The sequence below is a fragment of the uncultured Pseudomonas sp. genome (assembly GCF_913774235.1).
Lineage (GTDB): Bacteria > Pseudomonadota > Gammaproteobacteria > Pseudomonadales > Pseudomonadaceae > Chryseomonas.
In genome coordinates this window covers 1-16,216 of record NZ_CAJYDW010000015.1, presented here as the reverse complement: position 1 = coordinate 16,216, position 16,216 = coordinate 1, and the positions used below count along the sequence as shown (strand labels likewise).

Annotated in this window: 17 protein-coding genes; 14 read left to right on the top strand and 3 right to left on the bottom strand. The window is 63.9% G+C overall.

The genetic code is table 11. The annotated features are described in order from the left end of the window. The first annotated feature begins 162 nt into the window (after window positions 1-162). Both QZ471_RS15100 and QZ471_RS15095 read left to right on the top strand, forming a co-directional pair. Window positions 163-834 carry a response regulator gene (locus QZ471_RS15100; RefSeq protein ID WP_295465172.1) on the top strand — a complete coding sequence of 224 codons (672 nt, stop codon included), beginning with the start codon at window positions 163-165 and terminating at the stop codon, window positions 832-834. Then, a complete protein-coding gene (locus tag QZ471_RS15095; RefSeq protein WP_295465170.1) occupies window positions 827-2,230 on the top strand; it encodes a sensor histidine kinase in 1,404 nt (467 codons plus the stop codon). The genes QZ471_RS15100 and QZ471_RS15095 overlap by 8 nt, the downstream gene beginning before the upstream one ends. On the opposite strand, the gene QZ471_RS15090 is transcribed toward QZ471_RS15095, so the two are convergent. Further along, window positions 2,231-3,058 (bottom strand): HDOD domain-containing protein, encoded by an 828-nt coding sequence (locus tag QZ471_RS15090; RefSeq protein ID WP_295465168.1) that lies wholly within the window; start codon window positions 3,056-3,058, stop codon window positions 2,231-2,233. A gap of 42 nt (window positions 3,059-3,100) precedes the next feature. Continuing rightward, complete coding sequence (locus tag QZ471_RS15085) at window positions 3,101-4,018, bottom strand: folate-binding protein (protein WP_295465166.1); 918 nt, start codon at window positions 4,016-4,018, stop codon at window positions 3,101-3,103. A gap of 122 nt (window positions 4,019-4,140) precedes the next feature. Between QZ471_RS15085 and QZ471_RS15080 the strand changes: the two genes are divergently transcribed. Continuing rightward, the gene (locus QZ471_RS15080) at window positions 4,141-4,398 is read left to right on the top strand and encodes a succinate dehydrogenase assembly factor 2 (protein ID WP_295465164.1); all 258 of its coding nucleotides are present in this window, start codon (window positions 4,141-4,143) and stop codon (window positions 4,396-4,398) included. Further along, window positions 4,382-4,834, top strand: coding sequence for a protein YgfX (locus QZ471_RS15075; protein WP_295465162.1), 453 nt, complete (start codon window positions 4,382-4,384; stop codon window positions 4,832-4,834). Before QZ471_RS15080 ends, QZ471_RS15075 begins: the two co-directional genes overlap by 17 nt. Here the strand turns inward: QZ471_RS15075 and nadB are convergent. After that, window positions 4,791-6,413, bottom strand: a complete 1,623-nt coding sequence (gene nadB / locus QZ471_RS15070; protein ID WP_295465160.1) for an L-aspartate oxidase — start codon at window positions 6,411-6,413, stop codon at window positions 4,791-4,793. The genes QZ471_RS15075 and nadB overlap by 44 nt on opposite strands. A 330-nt stretch (window positions 6,414-6,743) precedes the next feature. Between nadB and rpoE the strand changes: the two genes are divergently transcribed. The 10 genes from rpoE (at window position 6,744) to pdxJ (ending at window position 15,747) form a co-directional block, all read left to right on the top strand. Then, window positions 6,744-7,325 carry an RNA polymerase sigma factor RpoE gene (gene rpoE / locus QZ471_RS15065; RefSeq protein ID WP_026083736.1) on the top strand — a complete coding sequence of 194 codons (582 nt, stop codon included), beginning with the start codon at window positions 6,744-6,746 and terminating at the stop codon, window positions 7,323-7,325. Window positions 7,326-7,358: 33 nt separating this feature from the next. Beyond that, window positions 7,359-7,886, top strand: coding sequence for an RseA family anti-sigma factor (locus QZ471_RS15060; RefSeq protein WP_295465158.1), 528 nt, complete (start codon window positions 7,359-7,361; stop codon window positions 7,884-7,886). 218 nt (window positions 7,887-8,104) lie between these two features. Continuing rightward, window positions 8,105-9,532, top strand: a complete 1,428-nt coding sequence (locus tag QZ471_RS15055) for a DegQ family serine endoprotease (RefSeq protein WP_295465156.1) — start codon at window positions 8,105-8,107, stop codon at window positions 9,530-9,532. A 148-nt stretch (window positions 9,533-9,680) separates the two neighbouring features. Then, the gene (gene lepA / locus QZ471_RS15050; protein WP_295465154.1) at window positions 9,681-11,480 is read left to right on the top strand and encodes a translation elongation factor 4; all 1,800 of its coding nucleotides are present in this window, start codon (window positions 9,681-9,683) and stop codon (window positions 11,478-11,480) included. Window positions 11,481-11,485: 5 nt separating this feature from the next. Further along, the gene (gene lepB / locus QZ471_RS15045; RefSeq protein WP_295465151.1) at window positions 11,486-12,340 is read left to right on the top strand and encodes a signal peptidase I; all 855 of its coding nucleotides are present in this window, start codon (window positions 11,486-11,488) and stop codon (window positions 12,338-12,340) included. Beyond that, a complete protein-coding gene (locus tag QZ471_RS15040; RefSeq protein WP_295465149.1) occupies window positions 12,337-12,732 on the top strand; it encodes a DUF4845 domain-containing protein in 396 nt (131 codons plus the stop codon). Before lepB ends, QZ471_RS15040 begins: the two co-directional genes overlap by 4 nt. Then, complete coding sequence (rnc, locus tag QZ471_RS15035) at window positions 12,729-13,418, top strand: ribonuclease III (protein WP_059225865.1); 690 nt, start codon at window positions 12,729-12,731, stop codon at window positions 13,416-13,418. The genes QZ471_RS15040 and rnc overlap by 4 nt, the downstream gene beginning before the upstream one ends. Further along, window positions 13,411-14,316, top strand: coding sequence for a GTPase Era (gene era / locus QZ471_RS15030; protein WP_295465146.1), 906 nt, complete (start codon window positions 13,411-13,413; stop codon window positions 14,314-14,316). The genes rnc and era overlap by 8 nt, the downstream gene beginning before the upstream one ends. A 2-nt stretch (window positions 14,317-14,318) precedes the next feature. Continuing rightward, window positions 14,319-15,017, top strand: a complete 699-nt coding sequence (recO, locus tag QZ471_RS15025) for a DNA repair protein RecO (RefSeq protein ID WP_295465144.1) — start codon at window positions 14,319-14,321, stop codon at window positions 15,015-15,017. Beyond that, complete coding sequence (gene pdxJ / locus QZ471_RS15020) at window positions 15,010-15,747, top strand: pyridoxine 5'-phosphate synthase (protein ID WP_295465142.1); 738 nt, start codon at window positions 15,010-15,012, stop codon at window positions 15,745-15,747. The genes recO and pdxJ overlap by 8 nt, the downstream gene beginning before the upstream one ends. The last annotated feature ends 469 nt before the right edge of the window (window positions 15,748-16,216 follow it).

Below are 16,216 nucleotides of genomic sequence, written 5' to 3'. Positions count from 1 at the left end.
CATCGGGCGGTTTTGGGACCGCTACCTTTCACTCTAGAGCGCCAAGCTTTCAACAGCCTTTCAGTCCTGAAGAGCGTCGATTGCTCGGCCAAGGCGGGAAGTCAGCCGGCGCTTATCCCGGTAAACTTCGGCTTTTCAACCTCTTGGGCGGGAGCTATCACCGTGCGCATCCTTCTGGTCGAAGATCATCCGCCCCTGGCCGAGAGCGTCGCCCAGGCGCTCAAGAGCGCCGGCCTCAACGTCGATCTGCTCACCGACGGCGTGGCTGCCGACCTGGCCCTGCAGAGCGAAAGCTATGCCCTGGCCATCCTCGATGTCGGCCTGCCGCGGCTGGATGGCTTCGAGGTGCTGGCGCGCCTGCGCGAGCGCGGCGATCGCCTGCCGGTGCTGATGCTCACCGCCCGTGGCGAGGTGAAGGATCGTGTTCAAGGGCTCAATCTGGGCGCCGACGACTATCTGGCCAAGCCCTTCGAACTCACCGAGCTGGAAGCTCGGGTCAAGGCGCTGCTGCGCCGCAGTGTGCTGGGCGGTGATCGTCAGCAGCGCTGCGGGCCGCTGGTCTACGATCTCAATACCGCGCGCTTCACCCTCGGCGAAGAAGCCCTGTCGCTCACCTCCCGGGAGCACGCCGTGCTCGCCGCGCTCATCGCCCGGCCCGGTCGGGTCATGAGCAAGGAGCAACTGGCGGCCCAGGTCTTCGGCCTGGACGAGGAGGCCAGTCCCGAGGCCATCGAGATCTATGTGCATCGCCTGCGCAAGAAGCTGGAAGCCGGCGCGGTGCGCATCGTTACCTTCCGCGGCCTGGGTTATCTGCTGGAAGAGCAGCATGGCTGAGGTGGCCAAGGCGGCCGGCAGTCTGCGCGGTCGACTGCTGCTGCGGCTGGTGGTGCTGCTGGCGGTGATCCTGGCCATCAGCAGCCTGGCCGCCTATCTCAACGGCCGGCGCCTGGCCGACGTCGCCTATGATCGAACCCTCCTGGCCTCGGCCCGCACCATCGCCGCAGGCCTGTCGGCCAGCAACGGCACCCTGCGCGCCGACGTGCCCTACATCGCCCTGGACAACTTCGCCTACGACAACGTCGGCCGCATCTTCTACCAGGTGCTGGACACCCGCGGCCGCTTGATCTCCGGCTACGAGGAAATCCCGCCGCCACCGCCGGACGCCCCTCTGACCCGCGACTATCCCGCCCTGGCGCGCTTCTACAATGGCACCTACCGCGGCAAGGACGTCCGGGTGGTCAGTCTGGCCCAGCCGGTCAGCGAACCGGATCTCACCGGCATGGCCGAGATCCGCGTCGCCGAAACCGCCGAAGCTCGCGAGGAAGTGGCCCGCAGCCTGCTCACCGACACCCTGATTCGCCTGGGTCTGATGGGGCTGGGCGCCATCCTGCTGGTGTGGATGGCGGTTGGGGCTGCCCTGCGTCCCCTGGAGCGTCTGCGCCAGGCGGTGGAGGAGCGCGGCGTGGACGACCTGCGGCCACTACCCGAGGTGCGCGCGCCCCAGGAGCTGCTACCGCTGGTGCATGCCCTGGAAGGCTTCACCCTGAGATTGCGCCGCCTGTTCGAACGCCAGGCCGATTTCATCGCCAACGCCGCCCACGAACTGCGCACGCCGTTGGCGGCGATCAAGGCCCGGGTCGAATTGGGGCTGCGTGAGCGCGAGCCCCAGGCCTGGTACGCCACCCTGGAAGAGACCCAGGTCAGCACCGATCGCCTGGCGCGGCTGGCCAATCAGCTGCTGTCCCTAGCCCGTATCGAAAGCGGCGCCCAGGCCATCGCCGAGGGCGGCGCCGAGCGCCTGGAACTCAGCGAGCTGGCACGGGAGCTGGCCATGGCGCTGGCACCCCTGGCCCATGCCAAGGGCGTCGCCCTGGCCTTCGAACCCTTCGCCAAGGGCACGCTGATCGGCGAGCCCACGCTGCTCAACGAATTGCTCTGCAACCTGGTGGAGAATGCCCTGGCCCATAGTCAGCCCGGCGGCAACATCGTGCTGCGGGTACTGGCGCCGGCGGTCCTGGAGGTGGAAGACGACGGTCCCGGCATCCCGGCCAATGCCCGGGCCAAGGTCTTCGAGCGCTTCCAGCGGCTGGACCCCCAGTCCGGGGGCGCCGGCCTGGGGCTCGCCATCGTCGGCGAGATCTGCGCGGCCCATAGAGCGCGCATCCAGTTGCTGGATGGCGCCCTCGGTGGCTTGCGAGTACGGGTGGAGTTTCCCGCAGAAGACGGCTGATCAGCCGAGCAGGGTGCGCGACTGCTCCACGGCGTCCCAGAAGCTCGGATCCTGCTCCAGGTCCGGCTGGTTGTGCAGGCCCAGGCGCTTGGCCGCCGGCAGCGCCAGCAGCTCCACCGTCTGCCCCTGGCGCGCCGCCTGCAACTGGGTGGCGACCTGCACGATGTCGGCATAGTCGGCGGTCGCCGGCTGGCGCTGCAGCGCCAGGTACTCGCGGGGCACACAGGCGATGTCGGCCGGGAAATCCCAGACCTTGAGAATGCGTTCGCCGATCTGCGGATGGATCAGCGCCGTGACCTGGTCGAGGGTGATGGCATTGGCCAGCAGGCCTTCCTCTTCTTCGGCATAGGTCAGGATCGGCAGCACACCGATCTGATGCACCAGCCCGGCCAGCAGGGCGCGATCGGCCATCAGGCGCGTGTACTTCTTGCACAGCGCATGGCTGATGGCGGCGATCTCGGTACCCTGGCTCCAGACCTCGCGCATCTTGCGATCCACGGCATCGCTGGTGGCCTGGAACATCTGCTGCATGGCAAGACCGGTGGCCAGGTTGGCCGTGTAATTGATGCCCAGCCGGCCCACGGCCATCTGCAGGTCGGTGATTTCCTTGCTGGTACGCAGCAGCGGGCTGTTGACCACCTTGATCAGACGCGCGGTCAGGGCGGCGTCCATGGCGATCACCCGGCTCAGCTCGGCGACGCCCACGTTGGGGTCTTCGGCCGCCTCCCTCACCTTCAGCGCCACCTCGGGCAGCGTGGGCAATACCACGCGGTCGGTATCGATGGCGTGCAGAAGGTCCTGGACAACTTTTTCAGCAAGAGGAGTCATGACGTACCTGTATGGAGTGGCGCGGAAGGCGATCCCAACCTTTCAGCGCGTTATTTCACGATCGCTATCGAGTGAGTAGGGCAAATCGAGTAAACGGCAGTTTGGCCCGTCCGAGCTGCCGACGGTGATGCGTCCGTCTTCCACGGCATCCGCCTGGAGGACCGCCAGGAACTCACAGCCGTGCGCGGTGGGAGCGGCCAGGACCACCTCGCCGACGCTGCTGCCGTGCACCGGCGAGAACAACGCCATGCCCACGGCCGGAGGCGCGTCGCTGCTGGCCAGGCGATAGAGACGCCGCTTGAGCTTGCCGAGGTACTGCATGCGGGCGACGATTTCCTGGCCGGTGTAGCAGCCCTTGCGGAAGCTCACGCCATCCAGGGCCTGTAGGTTGATCATCTGCGGCACGAACAGCTCGCGCGTTGCGCCGAACACCTGGCCTACTCCGGCGCGTACCTGCGCCAGCAGCCAGACATCGAGGCCGACCTCCGGTAGCGCCGGCAGCGCGGCGTCCGCTCCCAGCCAGGCCTCCACCCGACCATCCTCCAGGCGGATGGCGAAGCCGCCGGCCAGTGGCGCGACGCTGTTGGCCGCCGTGCCCAGGACCGCTTCGGGCCAGGTGGCGGCGAAGCCAGCGGCATCGAGGCCCAAGCGTTGCCACTGGGCGCTCTCGTCGGCCAGGGCCGACTTGGAGAACACCGCGTATTTCTTCAGGTCCGTCAGTTGCGGCTCGAGCAGCTCCCGCGCCAGCGCCAGCAGATAGCCGTCGGGCTGCCTAACGATACGGAAACTAGAGACCAGGCGCCCCTTGGGCGTGCAGCGCCCCCCCAGGCCGGCCTGGTCGTCACTGAGGTAATTGAGGTTGCAGGTCAATTGGCCCTGCAGGAACTTGGTCGCGTCGGCACCCCGGATGGCCAGGATGCCCTCATGGGCCAGGCGGCAGAAATATGGCGAGTCGGCCATTGCGGCGGAAGCTCCCTGTCGTGTGAAGCCGCTCATCATAGGCTCCGCCGGGGGGAATGTCAGGCGCACTGCGCGGCGACGCGCTTCGGGCTTATACTGCGCCGATTGTCGCAGGAGTCCCCATGAGTACCGAAGCTACCGAACTCAAGAGATTGTACTGGCATAGCCGTCGCGGCATGCTCGAATTGGATGTGCTGCTGGTGCCCTTCGTCCAGGAGGTCTATTCCTCGCTCGGCGAAGAGGACCGCGCCCGCTATCGCAAGCTGCTCGAATGCGAGGATCAGGACATGTTCCACTGGTTCATGCAGCGCGGCGAACCCGAAGACGCCGACCTGAAAATTATCGTCCGCATGATCCTGGACCGTGTCCAGCCGGCTTGAACCTCTCGAATGCAGCTGGGGCGCCTCGCCGACGCTCCTGCGGCTGCATGCCGCGATAACGCTCGCTGGCCTCGTCGGCCTTTGGCTCGCCGCTATCCCCTGGACGCTCAAGCCACTGCTCACCCTGCTCGTGCTCTGGTCAGGCCAGCGCGTGCGCTATCGGCAACTTCGGCACCAGTATCCCCAGGTGCCCCGCCGCCTGCGCCATGACGCCGAGGGCTGGCAGCTCTGGTCTCCGGCCGCTGGCTGGCAGGCCATCCAGTTGCGGCCGGACAGCCTGGCGCTGCCGTGGCTCATCGTCCTGCGCTATCGGTTCCCCGGCGAATGCCGGACCCGCAGCCTGTGCCTCGCCCGGGACAGCCTGTCCGCCGCAGCCCACCGCCGTCTGCGGGTCAGGCTTCGCTTCGCGCCTCGCCGCTTCGCGGTGCCAGGATAGTGTCCCGGGCACGGCTATCGGTCTGGGGATAATCCAGGGTGAAGTGCAGGCCGCGGCTTTCCTTGCGGGCGAGGGCGCTCTCGATGATCAGCTCGGCCACCTGCGCCAGGTTGCGCAACTCGATCAGATCGCGGCTGACCTTGTAGTTGCTGTAGAACTCGTCGATCTCGTCCATCAGCAGGCGGATGCGATGCCGGGCGCGGAGCAGGCGCTTGGTGGTCCTTACGATGCCGACGTAATCCCACATGAAGCGCCGCAACTCGTCCCAGTTGTGGGCGATCACCACGTCCTCGTCGGAATCCGTCACCTGGCTGGCGTCCCAGTCCGGCAGCTCGCGCGGCATGGCCACCTGCTTCTCCTGCGCCTGGATGTCCAGCGCCGCCGAGCGGGCATAGACGAAGCATTCCAGCAATGAGTTGCTGGCCATGCGATTGGCGCCGTGCAGGCCGGTGCAACTGGTCTCGCCGATGGCATAGAGACCGGCGAGCTCTGTGCGTCCGTGCGCATCTACCCTTACGCCGCCGCAGGTGTAGTGCGCCGCCGGCACGACCGGGATGGGATCGCGGGTGATGTCGATGCCCAGTTCCAGGCAGCGGCGATGGACGGTGGGGAAGTGTTCCTGGATGAAATCCGCCGGCTTGTGGCTGATGTCGAGGAAGACGCAGTCGACTCCCAGGCGCTTCATCTCGTGGTCGATGGCGCGTGCTACCACGTCGCGCGGCGCCAAATCGGCACGCTCGTCGAAGCGCGGCATGAAGCGCTCGCCATCCGGCAGCCGCAGCACGGCGCCTTCCCCGCGCAAGGCCTCGGTGATCAGGAAACTGCGCGCATGGGGATGATAGAGACAGGTCGGGTGGAACTGGTTGAACTCCAGGTTCGCCACCGAGCAACCCGCGCGCCAGGCCATGGCGATACCATCGCCGCTGGCGCTGTCCTGGTTGGTGCTATAGAGGTACGCCTTGCTGGCACCGCCCGTCGCCAATACGGTGAAACGGGCGTGCAGGGTGTCCACCTGACCGTTGGTCCGGTCGAGCACATAGGCGCCCAGGCAGCGCGGGCCCGGTCGGCCGAGCTTCTCGGTGGTGATCAGGTCCACCGCCACCCGCTGGCTCAGCAGCTGGATGTTGGGCCGGCCTTCGGCGATGCGCAGCAGGGTGTCGAAGATCGCCATGCCGGTGGCGTCCGCGGCGTGGATGATCCGCCGATGGCTGTGGCCCCCCTCGCGGGTCAGGTGGAAGCCCAGGCCGCCCTTGCCCTCGGCCGGTTCGCGGGTGAAGGGCACGCCCTGGTCGATCAGCCACTGCATGGCTTCGCGGCTGTGCTCGACCGTGAAACGCACGGCGTCCTCGTCGCACAGCCCGGCGCCCGCGATTAGGGTATCCTGCACGTGCGCCTCGACGGTGTCGCCCTCGTCCAGCACGGCGGCGACGCCGCCCTGGGCCCAATAGGTCGAACCCTGGGCCAGCTCGCCCTTGCTCAGCACCGCGACCGAGAGCGTCGCCGGAAGATTGAGGGCGAGCGTGAGGCCAGCCGCGCCACTGCCGATTACCAGAACATCGAATTCCAGGTGACGCGCCATGTCGTTTCCTTCTCGCCGGGTCGGCGAGTATAGGAACAAGGTGGCTGACGGCATAGCCACCCGTAGGGCCCGATCAGGGAACTCATGGGCACCGAGCCGGGTCTATGTACAGATAATTGCCCATCCGTGTGGCTGGAATGCCTGCAGGAGAGATGGGACGTCTGCCAAAGCTAATCAGCAATACCCAGGAGCGATCAGCAGCCATTGAATGCTCGCTCATCAACTGCTGTGGAGGGGAGAACTTTCGTGCAACAGCCCAGTCTAGCAGCGCGCCTCGAGAGTGAAAGCAAGGACGATACCGAACTGCAAGCCAAGGATAGCAAGCCGGTCCTGCCGACGCAGGAGCAGGACCAACAGCTCGTCGAGCGTGTGCAACGTGGTGACAAGCGTGCCTTCGATCTGCTGGTGCTCAAGTACCAGCACAAGATCCTCGGTTTGATCGTGCGTTTCGTGCACGACACCCAGGAAGCCCAGGACGTCGCTCAGGAGGCTTTTATCAAAGCCTATCGGGCACTCGGGAACTTCCGTGGGGACAGTGCTTTCTACACATGGCTCTATCGCATCGCTATCAACACGGCGAAGAATCATTTGGTTGCCCGGGGTCGTCGTCCACCGGACAGCGACGTCAGCGCCGAAGATGCGGAATTTTATGAAGGCGACCACGCTCTAAAGGATATCGAGTCCCCGGAGCGGTCTCTTCTACGGGATGAAATCGAGGCCACCGTGCACCGTACCATCCAGCAGCTCCCGGAAGATCTGCGCACGGCGCTGACCCTTCGTGAGTTCGAAGGCCTCAGCTACGAGGACATTGCGAATGTCATGCAGTGTCCGGTGGGAACGGTCCGGTCTCGGATTTTCCGAGCTCGGGAAGCGATAGACAAAGCATTGCAGCCTCTGCTGCGTGATGCATAGACAGCGGCGACAGCTTTTAGAGAGGTAATACGTATGAGTCGTGAAGCCCTGCTGGAATCCCTGTCCGCTGTTATGGATAACGAAGCGGACGAATTCGAAACCCGGCGTGTACTCGCTGAGGTCAGCAAGGACCCGGAACTGCGCGCCACTTGGTCGCGCTATGCCATGGTCAGTGCCGTCATTCGTGGCGAGCCGATGATGCCCAACCTGGACATCGCCCGTGGTGTCACCAGTACCCTGGAACGCGACGAAGTGGCCGCGGCACCGGCAGCTCCCGCTGTCGCGCCGGTCGCCAGCCGTCGCTGGTCGGGTATCGGTCGCGTCGCGGTCGCTGCCTCCGTCACCTTCGCCGTGCTGGCGGGTGTGCGGATGTACAACCAGGCTGACGTGTCCACCCAGGGCCTGGCCCAGCAGACTCCTAGCCAGCTGAGCGTGCCGCAACCCGCTCGCAGCCCGGCCGTCCTGGCCAGCTTCAGCGAAGAAAGCACCAAGGCGAACGCCGACCGCAAGGCTGACCAGCCTGCCGTTGGTGACCAGCAGGAAACCCCTGCCCAGCGTTGATCCGCTGGCTTCGCCTCAAAACGGCGACCGGACTCTGTCCGGTCGCCGTTTTTTGTGTCTCGCGTCTTTCACCGGCCCGGGAAAATGCTTCGAAAGCTATCGTTCAGCAAGGGCGTGCTATTTCTGCTGCCAGTCGTCATTGACTGCGCTCGCCCTTTTGGGGACGGCAGTCGCCAACGATGCGTTCAAGTCATTGGATAACGTGGAGCTGCACGCGCATGCGTAACTTCAAGCATTATACGGCTGCCCTGATGGGGCTTTGGCTGATGGGAATGGCAGCCATGGCTCGGGCCGATTTGCCGGACTTCACCGGCTTGGTCGAGGCGGCATCCCCTGCAGTAGTCAATATCAGTACCCGCCAGAAGATCCCGGAAGGCCGTGGCGCCAATGCCATGGGCATGCCGGACCTGGATGGCTTGCCGCCCGGCATCCGCGAATTCTTCGAGCGCAGCATTCCGCAGATGCCGCGCAGTCCGCGTGGCGGGAAGCAGGAGCAGGCTCAGTCGCTGGGCTCCGGCTTCATCATCTCCCCCGACGGCTACATCCTCACCAACAATCACGTGGTCGCCGACGCCGACGAGATCATCGTGCGCCTCTCTGATCGCAGCGACCACACCGCCAAGCTGATCGGTGCCGATCCGCGCACCGACGTCGCCCTGCTCAAGATCGACGCCAAGGACCTGCCCACCCTCAAGCTGGGCAATTCCGACCAGTTGAAAGTGGGTGAATGGGTGCTGGCCATCGGCTCGCCCTTCGGTTTCGACCACTCGGTGACGGCCGGTATCGTCAGTGCCAAGGGTCGCAGCCTGCCCAACGAAAGCTATGTCCCCTTCATCCAGACCGACGTCGCCATCAATCCGGGCAACTCCGGCGGTCCGTTGTTCAACCTGAAGGGCGAGGTCGTGGGGATCAACTCGCAGATCTTCACCCGTTCGGGCGGCTTCATGGGCCTGTCCTTCGCCATCCCGATCGACGTCGCCATGAACGTGGCCAACCAACTGCGCGCCGACGGCAAGGTCAGCCGGGGCTGGCTGGGCGTGGTCATCCAGGAAGTCGACAAGGACCTCGCCGAGTCCTTCGGTCTCGACCGTCCTGCTGGTGCTCTGGTGGCCCAGACCCTGGACGACGGCCCGGCCGCCAAGAGCGGTATCAAGGTGGGCGACGTCATCCTCTCGGTCAACGGCCAGAAGATCGAGGAGTCCGCCGACCTGCCGCACCTGATCGGTAATCTCAAGCCAGGTGCCAAGGCCGACATGGAAATCATCCGGGAAGGCAAGCGGCAGAACATCAGCGTCACCGTGGGCGACATGCCCAAGGACGACGACCTGGCCTCCGGTGGCGAGCGTGGCTCCGATCGGGCGAGCAATCGCCTGGGCATCGCCGTGGCCAACCTGACCGCCGAACAGAAGAAGACGCTGGATATCCAGGGGGGCGTGGTGATCAACAAGCTCAGTGGCGATGGCCCCGCTGCCGCCATCGGCCTGCGCCCGGGCGATGTCATCACCCACCTGAACAACCAGCCCATCGAATCGGCCAGCGCCTTCGAGAAGATCACCTCGGCGCTGCCGGCCAGCCGCCCCATCTCGATGCGCGTGGTCCGCGACGGGCGCGCCAGCTTCATCACCTTCAAACTGCCCGGCAAGTAAAGGCAGGCATCATCCGGAAGGGGCGGGCGACTGCCCCTTCTTTTTGTCCGCTCGAACGGCGCGAGTCCCCTTGTTTGCCGCATTCAGGTAAACTCCCCCGCTATTTTCCCGGCGGATGTTCCGCTGCTGGCTATTCGAGTGCTGATTCGTGAGTGATCTGAGCCATATCCGCAATTTCTCCATCATCGCCCACATCGATCACGGCAAGTCGACCCTTGCGGATCGCTTCATCCAGATCTGTGGTGGTTTGAGCGACCGGGAAATGGAGGCCCAGGTTCTGGATTCCATGGATCTGGAGCGGGAGCGCGGCATCACCATCAAGGCCCACAGCGTCACGCTGTACTACAAGGCCCAGGATGGTAAGACCTACCAGCTCAACTTCATCGACACCCCCGGCCATGTCGACTTCACCTACGAAGTCAGCCGCTCCCTGGCCGCCTGCGAAGGCGCCTTGCTGGTCGTGGACGCCGGGCAGGGCGTGGAAGCCCAGTCGGTCGCCAACTGCTACACCGCCATCGAGCAGGGCCTCGAGGTCATGCCGGTGCTGAACAAGATGGACCTGCCCCAGGCCGAGCCGGAGAAGGTCAAGGCCGAGATCGAACACATCATCGGTATCGACGCCACCGACGCCGTACCCTGCAGCGCCAAGAGCGGCATGGGCGTGCCCGAGGTGCTTGAGCAACTGGTCAAGGTCATCCCGCCGCCCGAGGGCGAGATCGATGCCCCCTTGCAGGCGCTGATCATCGACTCCTGGTTCGACAACTACCTGGGCGTCGTCTCCCTGGTGCGCGTCAAGCACGGGCGGGTCAAGAAGGGCGACAAGATCCTGGTCAAGTCCACCGGCAAGATCCACCAGGTCGACAGCGTCGGCGTCTTCTCGCCCAAGCACACCGAAACGGTCGACCTCAAGGCGGGCGAGGTGGGCTTCATCATTGCCGGTATCAAGGAAATCCTCGGTGCCCCGGTCGGTGACACTCTGACCCTCAGCGCTACCCCGGACGTCGCCATGCTGCCGGGCTTCCAGCGGGTCAAGCCGCAGGTCTACGCCGGTCTGTTCCCGGTCAGTTCCGACGACTTCGAGGACTTTCGCGAGGCTCTGCAGAAGCTGACCCTCAACGACGCCGCCCTGCAATACGAGCCGGAAAGCTCCGAGGCCCTCGGCTTCGGTTTCCGCATCGGCTTCCTCGGCATGCTGCACATGGAGATCATCCAGGAGCGCCTGGAACGGGAATACGATCTCGACCTGATCACCACGGCACCGACCGTGGTCTTCGAGGTGGTGCTCAAGGATGGCAGCATCATCTATGTCGACAACCCCTCCAAGCTGCCGGACCTGGCTTCCGTCGCCGAGATGCGCGAGCCCATCGTGCGCGCCAACATCCTGGTGCCCCAGGAGCACCTGGGCAACGTCATCACCCTGTGCATCGAGAAGCGTGGCGTCCAGCGCGACATGCAGTTCCTCAGCAGCCAGGTTCAGGTCAGCTACGACCTGCCGATGAACGAAGTGGTCCTGGATTTCTTCGACCGCCTCAAGTCGGTCAGCCGCGGCTACGCCTCGCTGGACTACAGCTTCGATCGCTTCGAAGCCGCCAGCCTGGTCAAGCTCGACGTCCTCATCAACGGCGAGAAGGTCGACGCCCTGGCCCTGATCGTCCATCGCGACAAGGCGCACTACAAGGGTCGCGCCCTGACCGAGAAGATGAAGGAGCTGATCCCGCGGCAGATGTTCGACGTAGCGATCCAGGCGGCCATCGGCGGTCAGATCGTCGCTCGGACCACGGTCAAGGCGTTGCGCAAGAACGTCCTGGCCAAGTGCTATGGCGGTGACGTCTCCCGTAAGCGCAAGCTGCTGGAAAAGCAGAAAGCGGGTAAGAAACGCATGAAACAGGTCGGTAGCGTCGAGATTCCTCAGGAGGCCTTCCTGGCCGTGCTCAAGGTGGATAGCTGAAGCCCATGTCTTTGAACTTCCCTCTGCTGCTGGTAATTGCCGTCGCCGTCTGTGGGGCGCTGGCGCTCATCGATCTGCTGGTGCTGGCGCGGCGCCGACGCAAGGCGATCCAGACCTACGGCCAGCAAGTGAGCGAGCCGGACCCGGTCGTGCTGGAACAGCTGAACAAGGAGCCGGCGCTGGTCGAGTACGGCAAGTCCTTCTTCCCGGTCCTGGCCATCGTGCTGATCCTCAGGTCGTTCCTGGTTGAGCCCTTCCAGATTCCCTCGGGTTCCATGAAGCCGACCCTGGAAGTGGGTGACTTCATCCTGGTGAACAAATTCGCCTACGGAATCCGCCTGCCGGTGATCGACCTCAAGGTCATCCCGGTCGGCGATCCGCAGCGCGGTGACGTCATGGTCTTCCGCTATCCCAGCGATCCCAGCGTCAACTACATCAAGCGCGTCGTCGGCGTGCCGGGCGATACCATCCGCTACACCAGCGACAAGCAGCTGTACATCAACGGCCAGCACGTCAGCGAACAGCTGGTAGGCGACGAACCCGGCTCGCTGGGCAGCGTCAAGCTGTTCAAGGAGCAACTCGGCAAGGCCGAGCACCTGATCCGCGAAGAGATGACCCGCTATCGCATGGAGCCCGATCACGAGTGGAAGGTCCCTGCGGGCCACTACTTCATGATGGGTGACAATCGCGACAACTCCAACGACAGCCGCTACTGGGACGACCCCAACATCCCGCGCGACTTGCTCGGCATGGTTCCCGACCGCAATATCGTCGGCAAGGCCTTCGCCGTCTGGCTGAGCTGGCCGGAACCCAAGCTGCAGAGCATGCCCACCCTGTCCCGCGTAGGTATCATTCGATGATAGATCGCAGTGCGCCCGGTCGTCCGTCTCGTCAGCAAGGTCTGTCGTTCCTCGGCGGCCTCCTGGCGCTCTGCATCATCGCCTTCCTCGCCAGTACCGCCTTCAAGCTCATCCCGCACTACATGGACTACAATGCCCTGAGCAAGGTCATCGAATCCATTGGCGACAACCACGACCAGCAGATTCGCAGCGTGTCCGACGTCTACAGCTATGTGGGGAAGGGTATGCAGGTGAACGACATCCGTGATCTCGATCTGCAGAAGGCCATGCGCGTCGAGGTCGACGGCAACCGTCTGCTGGTTCACCTCGACTACGAAGAACGTGAACACCTGATTCGCAACATTGATCTGGTCGTTCGATTCAACCGTGATTTCCGTATAAATCTCCCGTGACTTTATCTCTAGATCGCCTCGAGCGTCGGCTGGGTTATACCTTCCAGGACCCGGACCTGATGCTGCTCGCCCTTACCCATCGCAGTTTCGCCGGTCGCAACAACGAGCGCCTGGAATTCCTCGGTGACGCCATCCTCAACTTCATCATCGGCGAAGCCCTCTACGAGCACTTCCCCCAGGCCCGCGAAGGCCAGTTGTCCCGTCTGCGGGCCAAGTTGGTTAAAGGGGAGACCCTGGCCTTGCTGGCCCGCAGCTTCGAACTGGGCGATTACCTGCGCCTGGGCTCTGGTGAACTCAAGAGTGGTGGCTTCCGCCGTGAATCCATCCTCGCCGACGCCATGGAAGCCCTGATCGGTGGCATCTACCTCGACGCCGGCATGGACGCGGCCAAGGAACGGGTCATGGCCTGGCTGGGCCCGCAACTGCGCGAGCTGACGCCGGTCGATACCAACAAGGATCCTAAGACGCGCCTGCAAGAATTCCTGCAGGCACGGGCCTGCGAGCTGCCGCGCTACGAAGTGGTCGCCATCGAAGGCGAGCCCCATTGCCGAGTGTTCTTCGTCGAATGCGAAATCGCGATGCTCAGCGAGAAGACGACGGGGCAGGGCGCCAGCCGCCGCATCGCCGAACAGATAGCCGCCTCGGCGGCCTTGATCGCCCTGGGCGTGGAGAATGGTCATGAATGATGAGCTCAAGGCATCGCGCTGTGGCTACGTAGCCATCGTCGGCCGTCCCAACGTCGGCAAGTCCACCCTGCTCAACCACATCCTCGGGCAGAAGCTCGCCATCACCTCGCGCAAGCCGCAGACCACCCGGCACAACATGCTCGGCATCAAGACCGAGGGCGAGGTGCAAACCATCTATGTGGATACCCCAGGTCTGCACAAGGAAAACCAGAAGGCGCTCAATCGCTTCATGAACAAGACCGCCGTCACCGCCCTGCGCGACGTGGACGTGGTGGTGTTCGTGGTCGATCGCACCCGCTGGACCGACGAAGACCAGATGGTGCTGGAGCGGGTCCGCTTCGTGAAGTGCCCGGTGCTGCTCGCCGTCAACAAGATGGACCGTCTGGAAGACAAGGCCGACATGCTGCCGCACCTGCAATGGCTGCAGGAGCAATTGCCGGAAGCTACGCTCATCCCGATTTCCGCCCAGCATGGCCACAACCTTGAGGCGCTCGAAGAGCTGGTCGCCGAGCGCCTGCCGGAAGGCGAGCACTTCTTCCCCGAAGACCAGATCACCGACAGATCCAGTCGCTTCCTCGCCGCGGAACTGATCCGCGAGAAGATCATGCGTCAACTGGGTGCTGAGCTGCCTTACCAGGTCGCCGTCGAGATCGAGGAGTTCAAGTACGAGAACGGGGTGCTGCATATCCAAGGCCTGATCCTCGTCGAGCGCGACGGCCAGAAGAAGATCCTCATCGGCCAGGCGGGTGAACGCATCAAGCGCATCGGCCAAGAGGCCCGCCAGGACATGGAAACCCTGTTCGACGCCAAGGTCATGCTCAACCTCTGGGTCAAGGTCAAGGGTGGCTGGTCCGATGACGAGCGCGCCCTGCGGTCCCTGGGTTACTCCGACCTCTAGCGATGACGCAGGCGTCCGAACCGCTGTTCGTCCTGCATTCACGTCCCTATCGCGAAAGCAGCGCCCTGGTCGAAGTATTCGGTGCCTTCGGCCGGGTGCGCACGGTTCTACGCGCGGCCCGCTCCCGTTCCGGAAGCCTGGCCAGGCCTTTCATCCCCCTCGAAGCCCAGATCGGTGGCCGAGGGGAGCTGAAGAACCTGCAAAAAGTGGCTGCCCTGGCGCCGCCTCACTTGCTCCAAGGGCAGGCATTGTTCAGCGGCTTCTATCTCAATGAACTCCTGATCCGCCTGCTGCCTGCCGAAGACCCCTATCCCTCGTTGTTCGAGCTCTACGGCCTGACCCTGGCGGCCTTGGCCCAAGGGCGTCCCGTCGAGCCGCTGCTGCGTACCTTCGAGTGGCGCCTGCTCGACCTGCTCGGCTACGGCTTTTCCCTGACCCATGCCCTGGATGGCCAGCACATAGAGGCTCGGCGGCTCTATCGCTTTCTGCCGGACCAAGGCTTCGATGCGGTCGACGAGGTCCGCCCCGGCTGTCTCGCCGGCGCGGAAATCCTGGCGCTCGAACGAGGCGAGTGGGACGATCCCACCGTAGTCCGCGCGGCCAAGCGCCTGATGCGCCAGGCCCTGGCGCCACACCTGGGCAGCAAGCCCCTGATGAGTCGCGAATTGTTCGCCAAACCAAGTGAATCCAGTCATGAATGAGCTTCGTCGTGTTCTGTTGGGCGTCAACATCGATCATGTCGCCACCCTGCGTCAGGCGCGCGGGACGCGCTACCCCGATCCGGTCAAGGCCGCACTGGATGCCGAAGAGGCGGGCGCGGACGGTATCACCCTGCACCTGCGCGAAGATCGCCGGCATATCCAGGAGCGGGATGTACGATTGCTGCGTGACCTCCTGCAGACCCGGATGAATCTCGAGGTGGCTCTGACGGCGGAAATGCTGGCCTTCGCCCGGGAGATCCGCCCGGAGCACGTCTGCCTGGTGCCCGAGCGTCGGGAAGAACTGACCACCGAAGGCGGTTTGGACGTGCTCGGTCAGGTCCAGCGCATTCGCGACGCCATTGCCGCGCTGCCCGATTCCGAAGTCTCTCTCTTTATAGATCCCGATCTACAGCAGATCCAGGCCGCCAAGGACAGTGGCGCTCCGGTGATCGAACTCCACACCGGTCGCTACGCGGAAGCCGTGAATTCGAAAGAGCAGGCGCACGAGTTGCAGCGCCTGGCCCAGGCCGTGGAATTCGCGGCTGGCCTCGGGCTGGTGGTCAATGCCGGCCATGGTCTGCATTACCATAATGTCCAGGCCATAGCGGCGCTGCCTGGTATCAACGAGCTGAATATCGGTCACGCCATCGTGGCCCACTCCGTCTTCGTCGGCTTCAAGCAGGCGGTTGCAGAGATGGCGCAGCTCATTCGCGCCCACGCTCCGCAATAAAGTTGAAATAACCTGTTGACCTGCTGCGAAACTCCCCTATAATGCGCCCCACTTCCGGCGCAGACGCTGAAGCGGCTTGAAAATCAAGCACTTAGGTCTGAGTCGGGCGAGGGGTCCAGGGATTCTTCGCCGTTTGGTCTTCACCTTCGGGTGGTAACGAAATGAAGGGGAGGGGTTGACAGCGTCTTAGGATGCTGTAGGATTCGCCTCCCGCTGCCGCGATCGGTTGAACTGGTCAGGCAAGCGCAAGTGGTTGAGTTGAAACGAAAAAGTTCAAATCAACACTTGACAGGATGTGAGGCTAGCGTAGAATGCGTGCCTCGGTTAGCGGCTCCGGTCGCAGCCAACTGCTCTTTAACAAGTTGAATCAAGCAATTCGTGTGGGTGCTTGTGAGATAAGTCTGATGTCGCAAGATTATCAGCAACACAAGTAACTCGTGAATTCATGAGTTTTTTGCGATTGCTGAGC

What these genes read in the sequence shown, in the direction of transcription:
- era (WP_295465146.1), top strand. Translation starts at nt 13,411, where the DNA reads ATGAATGATGAGCTCAAGGCATCGCGCTGTGGCTACGTAGCCATCGTC.
- QZ471_RS15095 (WP_295465170.1), top strand. Translation starts at nt 827, where the DNA reads ATGGCTGAGGTGGCCAAGGCGGCCGGCAGTCTGCGCGGTCGACTGCTG.
- QZ471_RS15055 (WP_295465156.1), top strand. Translation starts at nt 8,105, where the DNA reads ATGCGTAACTTCAAGCATTATACGGCTGCCCTGATGGGGCTTTGGCTG.
- pdxJ (WP_295465142.1), top strand. Translation starts at nt 15,010, where the DNA reads ATGAATGAGCTTCGTCGTGTTCTGTTGGGCGTCAACATCGATCATGTC.
- nadB (WP_295465160.1), bottom strand. Translation starts at nt 6,413, where the DNA reads ATGGCGCGTCACCTGGAATTCGATGTTCTGGTAATCGGCAGTGGCGCG.
- QZ471_RS15085 (WP_295465166.1), bottom strand. Translation starts at nt 4,018, where the DNA reads ATGGCCGACTCGCCATATTTCTGCCGCCTGGCCCATGAGGGCATCCTG.
- QZ471_RS15090 (WP_295465168.1), bottom strand. Translation starts at nt 3,058, where the DNA reads ATGACTCCTCTTGCTGAAAAAGTTGTCCAGGACCTTCTGCACGCCATC.
- QZ471_RS15040 (WP_295465149.1), top strand. Translation starts at nt 12,337, where the DNA reads ATGATAGATCGCAGTGCGCCCGGTCGTCCGTCTCGTCAGCAAGGTCTG.
- QZ471_RS15080 (WP_295465164.1), top strand. Translation starts at nt 4,141, where the DNA reads ATGAGTACCGAAGCTACCGAACTCAAGAGATTGTACTGGCATAGCCGT.
- QZ471_RS15060 (WP_295465158.1), top strand. Translation starts at nt 7,359, where the DNA reads ATGAGTCGTGAAGCCCTGCTGGAATCCCTGTCCGCTGTTATGGATAAC.
- lepB (WP_295465151.1), top strand. Translation starts at nt 11,486, where the DNA reads ATGTCTTTGAACTTCCCTCTGCTGCTGGTAATTGCCGTCGCCGTCTGT.
- recO (WP_295465144.1), top strand. Translation starts at nt 14,319, where the DNA reads ATGACGCAGGCGTCCGAACCGCTGTTCGTCCTGCATTCACGTCCCTAT.